This window comes from Caballeronia sp. EK (genome assembly GCF_014384845.1).
Taxonomy (GTDB): domain Bacteria; phylum Pseudomonadota; class Gammaproteobacteria; order Burkholderiales; family Burkholderiaceae; genus Caballeronia; species Caballeronia jiangsuensis.
Genome location: NZ_JACSUE010000002.1, coordinates 219,419 through 234,505 on the forward strand (window position 1 = coordinate 219,419; position 15,087 = coordinate 234,505).

The following is a 15,087-nucleotide window of genomic DNA, read 5'->3' on the forward strand; positions in this document are numbered from 1 at the left end:
CCAGAAAGGTGCAGAGAGGCGCCAACGATTTCCTCGGGACCATCGGCGAGAACGTCGCCAGGAACCTGCCGTACATCGAACACGCACGTCGTTTCGATGGGCTCGGTCTCGCTCCGCTCGGCGTGCTCATCGCGGCGTGCGGCACCTTCTTCGTGCCGCTGCCGTGGAACGTGCTGCTCGCCGCGCTCGTCTTCGGCGCGACGATCGTCGTGCATCGCATGCAGGTGACGAATCGTCAGATCTTCGTCGCGCGGCAAGTCGCGCATGGGCTGCTTTCCATCGCCGAGGACTGCCTCAAGCTGCTCTCGCTCGAAGGCCGCATCATGTGCATTTCCGATGTCGGCAGGCGTCTCATCGAAGCGGACTGCGCCGAAGATCTTGTCGGCATCGACTGGCTCGCGCTCTGGGACGGTCCCGATGCGCGGCAGGCCTTCGAGCGCGCGAAAGCGGGTGAATCGACGTCGTTTTCCGGCACCTGCCGCACGATGAACGGCAAGCTGAAATGGTGGACATCGACATTTGCGCCGGTCTACGGCGAGCATGGCAAGGTCACGGCCGTGCTGTGCAAATCGCGCGACATCACCGCGGAAGTGAATCTCATCGACGAACTGCGCGGCAATGCGCGCGTGCAGAAGGATATGGAAGATCACGTCGATGCCGTCTTCTGGACCGCGACGCGCGATTTCCGCGAGCTGCTGCACGTGAGTTCCGCGTTCGAACGCATGTGGGAAATGCCGATGTCCGCGCTCGAAGCCGATCAGACCGCGTGGTCGCAGCGCGTGCATCCCGACGATCTGCCCGCGCTGCGCGACGAAATGCGCACGGCGCTGAACACGGGCGCCGCGACGCAGAGCTATTTCCGTCTGTGCCTGCCGCACGACCGCACGCGCTGGGTTCGCGCGGATATCTATCCGGTGACCGAGGACGGCGTGGTGTCGCGCGTCGTGAGCGTGTGCGTGGATGCCACCGACGAGCGCCAGCGTCTTCAGGAACTGCATCGGCTCGCGAACACCGACAGCCTCACCGGCCTCTCCAACCGCAACGCGATGATGGACGCGCTCCTGAAACGCTGCGAAGGGGGCGCGCCGTTCGCGTATCTCTTCATCGATATCGATCGCTTCAAGTCCATCAACGACACGGCGGGCCATATCGCCGGCGATGCGGTATTGCGCACGATCGCGCGGCGCATTCAGGAAACGCTGCCCGAAGGCGCCGTGGCGGCGCGTCCGGGCGGCGACGAGTTCACGGTGATCCTGCCGGGCGTCTTCGAACAGGAAAGCATCGCGCGCGCGTGCCGCAAGCTCTCGCTCGCCTGCCATCGTCCGATCAAGATCGAATGCAAGAGCCTGACGATGACCTGCTCGATCGGCGTCGCGCTCTATCCGGAGCACGGGCGTACACCCGAAGCGCTCTTCATCAGCGCCGACATGGCGATGTACGCAGCGAAGCGCGCGGGCCGCAACACGTTCCGCGTGTTCGGCGATCGCGAGAAGGACGATCTCGCGCGCGCGCATCTCGAAGCCGAACTGCACGGCGCGATCCGCGAGAATCAGTTCGTGCTGCATTATCAGCCGCAGTATCGCGTGGATTCGGGCGAGCTCGTCGGCGTCGAGGCGCTCTTGCGCTGGGATCATCCGCAGCTCGGGCTGCTCGCGCCCGGCGCGTTCGTGCCGGTGCTGGAAGAGAGCGCGCTCATCGTCGAAGCGGGGCACTGGGTCATTCGCGAGGCCGTGCAGGCCGCGTCGCAACTCGCGCTCGCGCTGCCGCAGGCGTGTTCGGTGGCGCTCAACGTGTCGCCGAAACAGTTCCGCGATCCGCGCCTCGTCTCCGTGCTCAGACACGCGATCCGGCGCGGCTGCATCGATTCGAACCGCATCACGCTGGAGATCACCGAATCCGCGCTGATCGACAATGTCGACGACGCGCAGGAAGTGCTCTCGAACGTGCGTGCGATGGGCGTGCGCATCGCCATCGACGATTTCGGCACGGGCTATTCGAGCCTCAGCTACTTCGCGCGTTTCCGGCCGGACGTGCTGAAGCTCGACAAATCCTTCGTCGACAACATCGCGACGGACGCGATGGTGCGCACGGTCGTCGAAGGCGTGATCGATCTCGCGCACAAGCTCGGCGTAACCGTGGTCGCGGAAGGCGTCGAGACACAGGAGCAACTCGATACGCTGCGCGAAATGAACTGCGACAAGGTGCAGGGCTTCCTGCTCAGCCGTCCCGTGCCGCTCGCGAATCTGATGGCGCAGGCCGGCGCGGAAGAAGCCGCGGCGCTGCGCTGACACCGGCGTTATCATCGCGACACTCGCGCATGCGAGCCGGAGACAACCGATGAACACTTCATCCTTACGCGTTTCGCTGGCCGTGTTCGGCTTTTCGATCAGCATGCTCGCGCTCGCCGATGCCGCGCCGCCGTGTCCGGGCGCGAACGACGCGAACCCAGGAAAGCTGGTTCAGGTTCGCGATTTCACGCCGGTCAGCAAGGAAGGCGGCTCGTCGCGTTTTCTCGGCTCGCGGCTGCGTTCCGCGCGCAACACGATGAAGGTGGATCAGAACGCATCGGCGCTGGCCGAAGGCATCGTCAGCAAGCTCGCCGCGAAGGGCATCGGCGCGTGTCACATGACGGCGGATTCGCCGCCGCCGACTTCGGGCTGGCTCGTGACCGGCGAATTCGACGAAACGCTGACGTCGGGATTCGGCTCCGCGTTGCCGTCGATGGGTTCGTCGGACAAGAAGCCCAACACGCATGTCACCGTGCAGCTCGCCAATCTCGCCGCGAGCCCGGATGCGCCGCTCACGCAGATCGACACGAGCAGCGAGCTTAAGGGGCAGAAATCGGCGGCAGCGCCCAAGCCCTACGGCGCGGCGGCGCGCTTCGTGATCAACACGGCCGAATCCATCTCCTCGCTCGACGATCTCGCGGCAAAGATCGCCGATCAGATCGCGACGGAGAAGGCGAAGCTCGACGCCACGCCGCAGTAACGCGAATCACAGCGCAAGAACTGGAGTGCCGGCGCGCGCCGCATCCGTGACGATGAGCTATCTCATCCGTCACGGAGCCACGTCGATGCGCTTCCCCGCTTCCTTCCAACGCCTCGCCTGGTCGAACCTGCTCGCGCAATCGGCGGAGCAGATCGGCCTTGCCGCCGCGCCGCTCGCCGCCGTGTTCGCGCTCGGCGCGTCGGCGGTCGATATCGGTCTGTTGCAGAGTGCGCAGACGCTGCCGTTTCTGCTGCTGTCGATTCCACTCGGCGTGATCGCGGATCGCCGCTCGCGCCGCACGTTGATGGCCACGGCCGAATGCGCCCGCGCGCTCGCGATGGCCTGCGTGCTGCTGCTCGTGTTCGCGCACGCATTGACGCTGCCGCTGCTCGCGCTGCTGGGCTTTCTCGGCGCGACGGGCACGGTCGCCTACAACGTCGCCGCGCCCGCGCTCGTGCCGGCGCTGGTCGAACGCGCCGCGCTGCCCTCGGCGAACGGGCGCATCGAGCTGGCGCGCAGCGTCGCGTATTCGGCGGGGCCGGCGCTGGGCGGGCTGATCGTCGGATGGATCGGCGCGGGCTGGGCCTATGGCTGCGCGGCGGGCTTGTCGGCGGCAGCGGCGATGATGCTCGCGGGATTGCGCGAACCGCCGCGCCGGAGCGCCGCCGCGCGTCATTTCCTGATCGAATTGCGCGAAGGCGCGCGTTTCGTCGGCCGCGATGCGCTGCTGCGCCCGATGCTCGCCACCGCCGTGTTCTTCAACATCGGCTTCTTCACGTTGCAATCGGTTTATGTGCCGTATGCGGTGCAGCGGCTCGGCCTGAGCGCGTCGGCGGTGGGCGTGACGCTCGGCGCGTATGGCGTCGGCATGGTGTGCGGCGCGCTCGCGGCGCCGGCCGTGGCGCGGCGCATTGCGTTCGGACGCATGCTGCTCGTCGGGCCGTTTTGCGGGCTGGCCGCATCGCTCGTGATGGTCGGAACGCTCGCGGTGCCGTCGTTCTGGCTCGCGGCATCGAGCTTCTTCCTGCTGGGCGCGGGGCCGATTTTGTGGACCGTCGGCTCGACGACGCTGCGCCAGGCCATCACGCCCGCGAACATGATGGGGCGCGTCTCGGCGCTCAACAGCACGGCGACTTACGGCGCGCGTCCGCTGGGCGCGCTGCTCGGCGCGGCGATCAGCGCGCGCTTCGGCATGGCGCCGTGCCTTGTCGCGGCGGCGGCGGGCTTCGTCGTGCAGGCGTGGATCATCGCGGTTTCGCCGGCGGCGCGTCTTTCCGGCGTGCCCGAGGGCGCGCTCGTTTGACGCTCGCCGTGGGCGGATGAGCGAACATCGGCATCCGCCTGAGAATCCAGTCGAGCAATTCCTGCGGTCCCGCCGCGAGCGGACGCCCGGTCTTCACGAGCAGCTTCGCCTGCGCGCTTTCGAAGAGCGGATGCGCGATCGGGATCGTCGTCAGCTCGCCGCTCGCCAGCTCCCGATACGCGGCGAACTCGCCGATCAGCGTCATGAAATTCTCCGCGGCGACAAAGCGCTTCAGCGCGCCGAGCGAGTTCGTCGTGAGCGTCGGGCGGATCGCGAGGTTGTCGGTCGTCTCCAGCATCTTCACGACATGGCCGATGCCGAAACTGGGCGGCATCAGCGCGAGCGGATAGTCGAGCAGATCGCGAATGCGCGCGACGCCGCCGCGCAGCGCCAGCGGATGATCGCGCCGCGCGAGCAGCACGACCGGCTGCGGCGAGCTCGCGCGACTCTCGATGCGCTCGTGCGGCGGCGGATTGTACGCAAGGCCGATATGCGCGCGGCTTTGCGCGACTTCTTCCAGCAGATCGTCGACGGCGAGCATCTGCATGTCGATTTCGAGGCGCGGATAGCGCGCGCAGAACGGCGCGAGCACGTCGTCGACGAGCGTATCGACATAGCCTTCGCTCACCGCGAGCCGGATCTGGCCTTGCTGCAATCCCTTCAACGCATGCAACTGGTCCTCGAGCTTCTCCTGCTGCGAGCGATAGCCGCGCCAGAATTCGAGCAGATGAAATGCCGCCTCGGTCGGCCGCACGCCGCGCGGCTCGCGCTCGAAGAGCCTCGTGTCGAGTTCGTCTTCGAGCAGTTTGATCTGCCGCGCGATCACCGACGGCGACGTATTCAGATGATCCGCCGCCCCGCGAATCGTGCCGTGCGACAGCACTTCATGAAAATAGCGCAGGCGCTGCTGATTGATCTCGCGCATCGTCATCGGCTCCGTGTTGCTCACAGAGCAACGATACGTGAACTTAGTTGCTCTTGCCAGTACAGTCGCACGCGCTCAACATCGCCTTACCCGATAAGGGGGAGACAAACCAGGAGACGCGGATGTCGACGATACAGACCCTGCGAGGCGGCGATGCCGTTTCGGCGCTCTACAGCAGAATCAACTGGCGGCTCCTGCCGCTGCTCATCGCGTGCTACATGTTCGCGTATCTGGATCGCGTGAACGTGGGCTTCGCGAAACTTCAGATGCAAAGCGATCTCGGCTTCTCCGATGCGGCGTATGGCGTCGGCGCCGGGATCTTTTTCATCGGCTACGTGCTGTTCGAAATTCCGAGCAACCTGATGCTGCCGAAGATCGGCGCGCGCCGCACGTTCAGCCGCATTCTCGTGCTGTGGGGCATTACGTCGGCGTGCATGCTCTTCGTGCGTAACGTGCCCGCCTTCTACGCGATGCGCTTCCTGCTCGGCGTCTTCGAAGCGGGCTTCGCGCCGGGCATGATCTATTACCTCTCGTGCTGGTACGGACCGAAGCGCATGGCGCGCGCGATCGCGCTCGTGTTCGTCGCGGGGCCGCTCGGCGGCGTCGTCGGCGGGCCGCTCTCGGCGTGGCTGATCTCGTCGCTGGCGGGCGTCGGCGGACTGGCCGGCTGGCAGTGGATGTTTCTCGTCGAGGGCCTGCCGTGCATCGCGCTGGGTGCGCTCGTGTGGCGCGTGCTCGCCAATCGTCCCGCCGATGCGCGCTGGCTGACAGAGGACGAGCGGCGTCTCGTCGATGCGGAAGTCGGCGGTCATGGCGGCGCGTCGCATCGTATCGATTCGTTCAGGGAAATCGCGAAGAATCCGCGCATCTATCTGCTGGCGATCGCGTACTTCTGCATCATCTTCCCGATCTACGCGATCAGCTTCTGGTTGCCGACGCTCATCAAGGAGCAAGGCGTGAGCGACACGATGCATCTCGGCTGGTACGCCGCGATTCCCTATGTCGCCGCCGCGATCGCGATGTACGCGGCAGCACGACGCTCCGACAAGGTCGGCGAGCGCCGCTATCACAGCGCGCTGCCCGCGCTCGCCGCCGCCGCGCTGCTGGTGATGACGCCGTATGCATCGGGCAATCTCGTCGCCACGCTCACGCTGCTCACGCTCGCCACGGCCTGTATGTGGATGGCCTACACGGTCTTCTGGGCGATTCCGTCCGAAACGATTTCCGGCCCGGCCGCGGCGGGCGGCATCGCGCTCATCAACACGATCGGCCTGTCGGGCGGCTTCTGGGGGCCGGCGATGATCGGCTGGGTGAAGTCGGCGACCGGGAGCACGAACGGCGGCCTCGTCGTGATGGCGTGCATGGCGGCGCTCTCATGCGTGCTGATTCTCTCGAACAGGCGCAGGGTCGCAGCGGCCGAGGCGCGCACTGCCTGAACATCAACCGACACTTTCAAGGACAACGATCATGAAGATTTTGATCGCAGGATTCCAGCACGAAACGAACACCTTTGCGCCGACGAAGGCGAGCTATCAGAGCTTCATCCAGGGCGAAGGATTTCCGCCGATGGCCCACGGCGACGATGTGCTGAAGCTGCGCGACGTGAACGTGCCGATCGGCGGTTTCATTCAGTGGGCCGAGGCGAATGGGCACGAACTGATTCCCGTGATCTGGGCGGGCGCGAGCGCATCGGCGCATGTGACGGAAGATGCGTACGAGCGCATCGCGGGCGCGATCGTCGATCGAATTCGCGCGGGCGGCTTCGATGCGATCTATCTCGATCTGCACGGCGCGATGGTCACCGAGCATCTCGACGACGGCGAAGGCGAGTTGCTGGCGCGCGTGCGCGGCATCGTCGGCGATGACATGCCGCTCGTCGTGTCGCTCGATCTTCATGCGAACGTCACCGCGCGCATGGTCGAACTCGCGGATGCGCTCGTCGCGTATCGCACGTATCCGCACGTCGATATGGCGGAAACCGGCCTGCGCGCGGCGCATCTTTTGGCAAAGCGAATCGAACATGCGAGGCCGTTCAAGCGCGCGATGCGTCGCGTCCCCTTCCTGATTCCGGTGAACGGCATGTGCACGCTCGTCGAGCCGGCGCGCGGCATGTACGGCACGCTCGAATCGCTCGAAAGGGATGATGTCGTGTCGCTGTCGTTCGCGCCGGGCTTTCCCGCGTCGGACTTCGACGAATGCGGCCCGGTGTTCTGGGGCTACGCGCTCGATCAGCAAGCCGCCGACGCAGCCGTCGATGCGCTCTACACGACGCTCGTGAACGACGAAGCCCGCTGGGACGTGCCGTTTCTTTCGCCCGACGAAGCCGCGCGCGAAGCGATCGATGCGAGCCGCGACGCGACGAAGCCCGTGATCATTGCGGATACGCAGGACAACCCCGGCGTCGGCGGCGACTCGAACACGATGGGCATGGTCCGCGCGCTATTGCGCAACGACGCGCGCGACGCTGCGGTGGGCGTGATCTGGGACGAGCAGGCGGCGCGGGCTGCACATCGCGCGGGCGTCGGCGCGCGTATCGCGCTCGCGCTCGGCGGCGGCTCGAACGTGCCGGGCGACGCGCCGCTTGAAGGCGAGTTCGAAGTCGAGTATCTGTCGGATGGGCGCTTTCGCTTCGATGGCCCGATGCTCAACGGCATGTCGGGCGAACTCGGGCCGACCGCGTGCCTGCGCATCGGTGGCGTGCGCATCGCGGTGAGCAGCATCAAGATGCAGGTGTTCGACCGCAATCTCTTTCGCGTCGCGGGCATCGAGCCAGAACGCATGAAGATTCTGGTGAACAAGAGCTCGGTGCATTTTCGCGCCGATTTCGAACCGATCGCGGCGCGCATACTCGTCGCGAAGTCGCCCGGTCCGATGGCCGCCGATCCGGCCGATCTGCCGTGGCGCAATCTCGATGCGCGCATGCGCGTGCGCCCGCTCGGACCGACGCTTGCCGCGTTGCGCGCATCGGCCGCATGATCGATCGCGCTAATTTCCGCTCATTGAATACGTCGAAGAAAGGAGAATCCCACTATGCCGGATGATCAGATCAACACATGGCGCCGCCGTTTTCTCGGCACGACGATCGCGAGCGTCGGCGTCATGCAGCTCGGGTTGAGCGACCTCGTTCATGCCCAGACCGCCGCACCCGCGAAGCCGCCTGCCGGCTTCGCCCAGATCCGCCAGATCGATGCGGGCGCGCTCAACGTCGGCTATGCGGAAGCGGGCCCGGCGAACGGTCCCGTGGTGATCCTCGTGCACGGCTGGCCGTACGACATCTACAGCTTCGCCGAAGTCACGCAGTTGCTCGCCGCGCAGGGTTATCGCGTGATCGTGCCGTATCTGCGCGGCTACGGATCGACGCGCTTTCTCTCCGCCGACACGCCGCGCAACGGCCAGCAAGCGGTGATCGCGGTGGACATCATCGCGCTGATGGACGCGCTCAAGATTCAGCAAGCGACGTTCGGCGCGTTCGACTGGGGCGCGCGCACCGCGAACATCATCGCGGCGCTGTGGCCCGAGCGCGTCAAGGCGATGGTCTCCGTGAGCGGCTATCTGATCGGCAGCCAGCAGGCGAATCGCGCGCCGCTGCCGCCGAAGGCCGAGTTCGCGTGGTGGTATCAGTTCTACTTCGCGACGGATCGCGGCCAGGCGGGTTACGAAGCGAACCGTCACGATTTCAACAAGCTCATCTGGCAACTCGCATCGCCGAAATGGAAATTCGATGACGCGACCTATGACCGCTCGGCGAAATCGTTCGAGAATCCCGATCACGTCGCGGTGGTGATTCACAACTATCGCTGGCGTCTCGGGCTCGTGCAGGGCGAGGCGCAATACGACGCGCTGGAGCAGCGTCTCGCGACCGCGCCGACCATCGGCGTGCCGACGATCACGATGGAAGGCGACGCCAACGGCGCGCCGCATCCCGATCCGTCGGCGTATGCGAAGAAGTTCACCGGCAAGTACAAGCATCGGAATGTCGCGGGCGGCATCGGCCACAATCTGCCGCAGGAAGCGCCCAAGGCTTTCGCGGATGCGGTGATCGAAGCCGACCGGATGTGAGCGCGGCGCCGCGTTTCTGACTGTGCGGGCGGGCGCGGCGCGGCCGCCCGCGACCTCGAATCGAACCTTCCCACGCTTTCAGGCAATAAACCAAACAATTACATCAGCCTGTCAAACGCATTTCACATTCATTTCCTAAAGTAGCGCGTCAACCGGCGCATCAGGCCGCAATGGCCTGAAGCAGGGACTTTCATCGCCGGTACAAACCCACAATCAAGGACTTGAAACCACACATGGCGCAGCGACTCGACCTTTCCCGCCGCAAAGCCCTCAAGATTCTCGCCGGCGCGCCGATGCTGCCGCTCGGCGGCGCGGCCACCGCTTCGCTGCTCGCCACCGCATGCGGCGGCAGCGACAGCAACGCAGCCACGCCCGCGACCGCACCCGCGCCGACAGCCGCCTTCACCACGGCGACGTTCACCGGCATGGCCGCGCCGACGCTCGCGGATCCCAGCGCGATGGCCAAGACCACGGTTGCCTCGACGATGACCGTGAACTTCAGCGACGGCAGCAACCGCGCGTACAAGCTCGCGTATCAGCCGTTCTTCATGACGGGCGATGTCGTGCCGAACACGACCGGCGGAACAATCGTCGCGGGCGGCTACTTCGATATCGCCAATCAGCCGATCATCGACCGCTCGACGCCGGGCAAGGAGCGCCAGTTCTTCTCGGATTGTCCGGACGGGACGTCGCTCATCAAAATCGACAATCCGACGGTGAAGGGCGTGAAGGGCAACGCCGTGTTCGCGGTCGTGCAGTTCGAATACACGACGCGCGATCAGAGCGCGGCCAGCATGTACGGGCGCCTGCCGTCGCCGATCGCCGTGCTCACGCTCGATCAGGATCCGGCGACCGGCAAGCTCTCGCTCGTGAGCTACGCGAACGTCGATACGTCGAAGGCGAATGGCCTGTGGATCACGTGCGGCGCGAGCCTGTCGCCGTGGAACACGCATCTGTCGAGCGAAGAGTACGAGCCGGATGCGGCGATTTCATCGACGGATGCGCAGCTCAAGGCCTACAGCAAGAATCTCTACGGCGACGAGACGAAAGCGCGCCCGTATCACTACGGCCATGTGCCCGAAGTGACCGTGCATCCCGACGGCACCGGCACGATCAAGAAGCACTATTGCCTCGGCCGCATCTCGCACGAACTGATTCAGGTGCTCCCCGACAAGCGCACCGTGATGATGGGCGACGACGCCACCAACGGCGGCGTCTTCATGTTCGTCGCCGACAAGGAGGCCGATCTTTCCGCGGGCACGCTGTACGTCGCGAAGTGCGCGCAGACGTCGTCGGCGGGCGCGGGTTCGGCCACGCTCACGTGGCTCAACCTCGGTCACGCAACCAGCGACGAGATCGAGAATCTCGCCAACACGCTGACGATCGCCGACATCATGGACGTCGTCAACGACGAAAAGGTCGGCCCGACGCTGGATGCGAGCTACACGCGCATCCACTTCGGCGGCAAGTTCAACTGGATTCGCATCAAGCCCGGCATGGAGAAGGCGGCCGCGTTCCTGGAGACGCACCGCTACGCCGCGCTGCGCGGCGCGAGCATGTGCTTCACGAAGCTCGAAGGCACGACGGTCAACGCGAAGGACAAGATCGTCTATTCGGCGATGTCGCAGATCGTCAAGTCGATGGTGAAGGGCGACGCGCATTCGACGGACATCGCCGTCGATCGCGCCATCACCGCCGGGGCAGTCTACGCGTTCAACCTGAAGGCTGGACAGCGCGATCTCGGCGGCGCGGCGATCGACAGCGAATGGGTGCCGGTCGATATGGCCGCGCCCGCTGCGCTCGTCGGCGAGGATATTTCGTCCGATACGCTCGGCAATCTCGCGAACCCGGAGCGCGTCGCGAATCCGGACAACGTCAAGTTCTCGGAGAAGCTGCGCACGCTATTCATCGGCGAGGACAGCGGCGCGCACGTCAACAATTTCCTGTGGGCGTACAACGTCGATACGAAAACGCTGTCGCGGATTCTGTCCGCGCCTTCGGGAGCTGAATCGACGGGTCTGCACGCGGTCGACGAGATCAACGGCTGGACCTACATCATGAGCAACTTCCAGCACGCGGGCGACTGGGAAGCGGCGCTGCATGGCAAGGTTCAGGCGACGCTCGATCCGCTTATCCGCGCGAACTACAAGGATCGCTTCGGCGCGGCAGTCGGTTATCTGACCGCCGATCCGGCGTCGATCAAGCTGAGCTGATAAAAAGCAAACGCCGCGATCGGTGGTCGCGGCGTTGTCGTTTTGGCCGAGCGAAAGCGCGCGGGCGCGCGCTTCGCGTGAAATCAGCAGCGCTGATCGCAGTCGATATATTCGAAGCCCGCCGCGATCGCGAAGCGGATCGCTTCTTCCACGTTGGGAAACTCGCCCGGCAGGCGCACGGAACGCTCCATTCCGTTCAAATCCTGGATGCGCGCCGTCGCGGCAAACACATTGCCCTGCCGAACCGCTGCCGGCGTGACCATCATGTCCCTGTAGCTGAAGACCATTCTCTCTCTGCCCGATGTTGTCGGCCCGCGCAGTGCGGCTGCGGGACACTCGTCTTAAATGTCGAAAGGCCCGAACGATCGTCCGGCACCTTCTGTTACAGGTTATCGGCACGGGTAAACGTTTCTTTACGGGGAGCGTTCAAGACTCGCTGGAGGAAGGCCTCGAACCGCTGACCTGGTGTCCGGGGAACGGCGCGAACGCCCGGCCGCAATCGACCGGCGCGGCGCTCGCCGAGCCCGCGGCGGCGCGCGTGACGCTCACGCCGCCGCCCGGCGCGAAGGGCAGCGATGTGCCGCCATCGCCGATGCTGACGAGCGCATCCGCGACCGTGAAGCTCGACGGCGCGACATCGGCGACGACGTTATTCAGCGAGATCGTCAACGGATTGACGACGGGCGGATTCGGCCAGCCGGCCGCACCCTGCAAAACCGGACTCGCGGAATCGAAGCCCTGAAACGTAAAACCCGACGCATTGACGATGCGCACGCCATCGAGCGCGATATTCTGGAAGCTCGGATAGAGCGCGCCGTTCTTCGTCGCGCTGTAGTACGGCGAGAAGATCAGCGCTTGCGGCGCACCGTCCGACGACGACTGCGGCATGCGGATGCACACGTTCGAATAACGGATGTTCGACACCAGCCCGCCGCGGCTCCAGTCCGACTTGATGCGAAGACCGTTGTCGGCGCCATCGATCACGAGATCGTAGACGTTGACATTGCTCAGGCTTGGCAGGATGCCGTTCACCGGCGTGACGTCCGGATTCGCCGCGCCGTTGTCCGTGCCCGCCGTCTCGCTGCCGATCGACATGCCGTGCCCGGAATAGAAGCGGCTATGCGCGACGGTGATGTCGTAAGTGCGGCCGTTTGTCGTGCCGGTGCCGCCCTTGATCGCCATGTTGTCGTCGCCGGTGCGGATCGACGTGTACGCGATCAGCATGTTGCTCGCATCGCCCGTCAGCTTGCCCGGATTGCCCGGATTGCTCGTGATCGGGCCGGAGCTGCCGGGATCGATGCCGTCGGTGTTCTTCGCCGTCTCCGGGCTGTAGGGCATGCCGAGATAGTTGTTCATCGCTTCATAGGCGGCGGTCGGCGTGTAGATCTTGACGCCCCACGCCGTGAAACCTTCGACGCCGCTCGGCACGACGTGAAACTTGGGCGCGTTCTGCAGCGTCACGCGATACAGCGTGAAGTTGCGGCCATTGCTGATCTGGATGAGGCGCGGATTGTTCTGCGCCTGGTTCAGCACCTTGTTCGCCATCCAGCCGATATCCCACCAGCTCATCGTGCCGTTGCCGTCGGGGCGCTTCATCAGATTCGGATCGTTCGCGACGCTGCTGATCAGCGGACTGCCGCCGCGTCCATCGATGACGCCATCGCCGACCACCGCGCCGTTCGCGATCTTGCTCGCGTTGATGAGCGCGAGACAGCCGTTGTCGCTCGGCGTGATGATGCCGCAACTCGCGGTGCCCTTGACCTTGTCGTACTGGCGCGGATCGCGCGAGGCGAACAGCGTGACGCCCGTGTCGATCCAGAGCGTCACGCCGCCGGGCAGATTCAGCGCCCCGGCGATGAACGCGTTCGCGCCGTTCGGGCCGGTCACGAGCCGCACGGCCTTGTTGGTCGCGAGACCGGTGCTCGATGGGTTCCTGCACGCGTCGAGCGCCGTCTGGATGCGTGCGGTGTCGGGCGCGGTGTCGGTGGCGTCGGCGCTATCGGGCAGAAGACCGTTCGCTTGCGCCGTCAGCGCGGCGGGCAAGGTCGCGCAGATCTGCGGCGCGAGCGGCAGCGCGGGCTCGGGCGGCAATGCGGCGTCATAGGTCGTCGCACCGACCGGAAATCCCGAGGGCGCATCGGACTTCTGTACCGACGCGGGTGACGCATCGGCGCCGCCGTCGCCGCAAGCGTTGAGCGTCAACGCGATCGAAGCGGCGGTGAGCCAGGCGACGCCGGCTCGGGCCAGCGCGGAAAGAGCGGGGTTCTTGTTCAATTAGTCAGCCTCTTGAAAGCGATCGAATCATCGATGTCGTATGACATCGTTCGAATATTAGGCATCCGAATGAAAATGCCGATACTTGGTGTTCGCCCTTAAGCCATTTCGACAACCGATGCGGCACTGATTTCTGCCGACTTCATCGGATGGTGCTAAGGTGCAGCCAATCGTTTTCTCTCAACCGGGCAGGGCCAACATGGAGTTCAGTCGGCCATGAAAGTTCGTCTCTGGAAAGCGGCAGGCCTTCTTCTCGTCACCTCGGGCGCATGGGCGCAAACGAGCGTCACGATGTACGGGCGTATCGATGGCGGCATCGAATATCTGAATCACATCGCGAACGGCACGGGCGGCAGCGCCTCGCGATGGAGCGCCGAAGGTGGCGACTGGGGCACCAGCATGTGGGGCCTCAAGGGCAACGAAGATCTCGGCGCCGGCCTGAGCGCGGTCTTCGACCTCGAAACAGCCATCCAGATCATGAACGGCACCACCGGCGGCGGACGCCTGTGGTCGCGCCGTGCCTATGTCGGACTGAACTCGAAGACGTGGGGCCAGTTGCAGGCGGGCCGCAACCTCTTCATCGACAGCGACGGCGTGTGGGAATTCGATCCCTTCGTGCAACAGGCGGTGTCGTCGGCGTCGCTCGTGCGCGGGCGCAACTGGCAGCAGACGAGCAATAACGTCGAGTACCACAGCCCCGTGTTTCATGGCTTCGACGTGCAGGGGCAGTATGCGTTCGGCAATCAGGCGGGCGCGTTCAATTCGGGCGCGCAGGGCGAGTTCGGCCGCTCAGAAGGCATCATGCTGACTTATCATTCGCCGGTGCTCGACGTGCGCGGCATCTACGACGAACTGCGCAGCCAGGACGGCAAGCTCGACAACATTTTTCAGGCGTCGCGCGAGTACTTCGTCGGCGCGAACCTGAAGGTGGACAAGTGGAAGGTGCAGGCCGCCTACACGCACTACGCCGCGCCGGATTCTCCCGCGGGCGTGGCCGACAGCGCCGATCACTACTGGCTCGGCGCGACGTATCAGGCCACACCCGCCTGGGCCGTCACCGCGGCGGGCTTCTATATCCACGTGGGTCAGGGCGCGGGCGACGCGGCGCACGATCCCGCGAGCCACGCGATGCTCTACGCGCTCGGCACGACCTACAACTTCACCAAGCGCACCTTCCTGTACGGCACGGTGGCATACGTGCGCAACAGCGCGAACGGCACGTTCTCGGTCTTCGCGACGCCGCGCGACGCCGAACCCAGTACGAGTCCGATAGCAGGCGAGTCGCAGACCGGCGCGTACATCGGGATGATGCACGTGTTTTGAAA

The 15,087-nt window shown here is 65.2% G+C and carries 11 protein-coding genes; 8 read left to right on the forward strand and 3 right to left on the reverse strand.

Going from position 1 to position 15,087, the window contains the following annotated elements; genetic code table 11:
- The first annotated feature begins 8 nt into the window (after positions 1-8).
- The 3 genes from IAG25_RS05440 to IAG25_RS05450 are packed head-to-tail and all read left to right on the forward strand — an operon-like array spanning position 9 to position 4,291.
- Positions 9-2,288 (forward strand): EAL domain-containing protein, encoded by a 2,280-nt coding sequence (locus IAG25_RS05440; protein WP_187603935.1) that lies wholly within the window; start codon positions 9-11, stop codon positions 2,286-2,288.
- Between the two features lie 49 nt (positions 2,289-2,337).
- Entirely contained in the window at positions 2,338-2,988 is a 651-nt protein-coding gene (locus IAG25_RS05445) for a hypothetical protein (RefSeq protein WP_187603936.1), read from the forward strand.
- Between the two features lie 52 nt (positions 2,989-3,040).
- The gene (locus IAG25_RS05450) at positions 3,041-4,291 is read left to right on the forward strand and encodes an MFS transporter (RefSeq protein ID WP_255503543.1); all 1,251 of its coding nucleotides are present in this window, start codon (positions 3,041-3,043) and stop codon (positions 4,289-4,291) included.
- On the opposite strand, the gene IAG25_RS05455 is transcribed toward IAG25_RS05450, so the two are convergent.
- Complete coding sequence (locus IAG25_RS05455) at positions 4,233-5,216, reverse strand: LysR family transcriptional regulator (RefSeq protein WP_187603937.1); 984 nt, start codon at positions 5,214-5,216, stop codon at positions 4,233-4,235. The two genes, IAG25_RS05450 and IAG25_RS05455, sit on opposite strands and share 59 nt — an antisense overlap.
- Positions 5,217-5,338: 122 nt before the next feature.
- Between IAG25_RS05455 and IAG25_RS05460 the strand changes: the two genes are divergently transcribed.
- From IAG25_RS05460 to IAG25_RS05475, 4 genes are all read left to right on the forward strand, one after another.
- Positions 5,339-6,652, forward strand: coding sequence for an MFS transporter (locus IAG25_RS05460; protein WP_187603938.1), 1,314 nt, complete (start codon positions 5,339-5,341; stop codon positions 6,650-6,652).
- A gap of 31 nt (positions 6,653-6,683) precedes the next feature.
- Complete coding sequence (locus IAG25_RS05465; protein ID WP_187603939.1) at positions 6,684-8,192, forward strand: M81 family metallopeptidase; 1,509 nt, start codon at positions 6,684-6,686, stop codon at positions 8,190-8,192.
- A gap of 54 nt (positions 8,193-8,246) precedes the next feature.
- Positions 8,247-9,275, forward strand: a complete 1,029-nt coding sequence (locus IAG25_RS05470; RefSeq protein ID WP_187603940.1) for an alpha/beta fold hydrolase — start codon at positions 8,247-8,249, stop codon at positions 9,273-9,275.
- Between the two features lie 233 nt (positions 9,276-9,508).
- Complete coding sequence (locus tag IAG25_RS05475; RefSeq protein ID WP_187603941.1) at positions 9,509-11,488, forward strand: PhoX family protein; 1,980 nt, start codon at positions 9,509-9,511, stop codon at positions 11,486-11,488.
- An 83-nt stretch (positions 11,489-11,571) separates the two neighbouring features.
- Here IAG25_RS05475 and IAG25_RS05480 read toward each other — a convergent pair whose 3' ends face one another.
- Complete coding sequence (locus IAG25_RS05480) at positions 11,572-11,775, reverse strand: hypothetical protein (protein ID WP_035501235.1); 204 nt, start codon at positions 11,773-11,775, stop codon at positions 11,572-11,574.
- Between the two features lie 139 nt (positions 11,776-11,914).
- Positions 11,915-13,762 (reverse strand): glycoside hydrolase family 28 protein, encoded by a 1,848-nt coding sequence (locus IAG25_RS05485; RefSeq protein WP_187603942.1) that lies wholly within the window; start codon positions 13,760-13,762, stop codon positions 11,915-11,917.
- Positions 13,763-13,978: 216 nt separating this feature from the next.
- On the opposite strand from IAG25_RS05485, the gene IAG25_RS05490 reads away from it, so the two are divergent.
- Positions 13,979-15,085: a porin gene (locus tag IAG25_RS05490; protein ID WP_187603943.1), complete on the forward strand. Its 1,107-nt coding sequence runs from the start codon at positions 13,979-13,981 to the stop codon at positions 15,083-15,085.
- Positions 15,086-15,087: the final 2 nt, after the last annotated feature.